The 997-nt window shown below is 63.9% G+C and carries 1 protein-coding gene; it reads right to left on the bottom strand.

Annotated elements, in window-relative coordinates; genetic code table 11:
- Window positions 1–208: 208 nt before the first annotated feature.
- A partial coding sequence (locus tag BLX41_RS00460; RefSeq protein ID WP_123723313.1) for a TonB-dependent receptor domain-containing protein occupies window positions 209–997 on the bottom strand: 789 nt, incomplete at its 5' end.

Here is a 997-nt window from a genome sequence, read left to right on the forward strand (position 1 = left end):
AACAGCCCCTGAACCCTGCACCCGTCATGCGGCCGCCTTCGCTGGCAAGCCAGCTCCTGCGAGAGTGATCGTGGTCATGCTCAGAACGCCAGGCTGACACAGCTGATGTAGGAGCCAGCTTGCTGGCGAATGGCCTCGGAACCCTTCACCCGTCATGCGGCCGCCTTCGCTGGCAAGCCAGCTCCTGCGAGAGTGATCGTGGTCATGCTCAGAACGCCAGGCTGACGCGGCTGTAGTAATAACCGCCGCCCAGGCCATAAGGCGAGAACATCCCGTATTCATAAGTCCCCGCCCAGGCCTTGAGGCCGATCTTGTCCGGGTACACGTCAAACAGGTTGTTGGCCCCCACCGCGACGGTGAGGTTCTGGGTCACGTCGTAGGCCACGTCCAGGTCGGTGATCCACTTGGCACTGTAGGTGCGGTCGTTGGCCGCGAGGTTCGAGCCTTCGGTGTACTCGCCAAAGCGGGTCAACTGCAGATTGGTGGTCCAGTCGCCAACCTTGTAGTTGCTGGACAGAATCCACTTGTCCTTGGGCGTGGACCTGGTCAGGTCGATCTGCTGCTGGCGGTCGAACAGCACATAACCGGCCCCCAGCCGCGACAGGGCCGCCGGGGTCTGCGCCAGGTCGCGGATGGTGGTCTTGTTGTGGTTGTAGGCGACGCTCCACTTGGCCGTGCCGTACTCGCCGAACGACTGGCTGTAGTCCGCCACCAGGTCCACGCCCTTGGTCCGGGTGTCCGCGGCGTTGGTGTAGTACTGCCCGGCGAGGTTCGGCGACAGGCCGTTCTCCACCAGGATCTGCGACACCGCCGGGCCCTTGAGGATGCCGGTCTGGAGGATGCGCTTGTCGATGTCGATCAGATAGAAGTCGGCGGTCAGGCGCAGGCGCTCGGTGGGTTCGGCGGTGAAGCCCAGGCTGTAGTTGCGCGAGGTTTCCGGCTCCAGGTCCTTGGCCCCCAGGGCAATGGCTTCCGGCGAGTTGGGGCGCATCTGCTT

The sequence above is a fragment of the Pseudomonas protegens genome, from assembly GCF_003732485.1.
Classification (GTDB): domain Bacteria; phylum Pseudomonadota; class Gammaproteobacteria; order Pseudomonadales; family Pseudomonadaceae; genus Aquipseudomonas; species Aquipseudomonas protegens_B.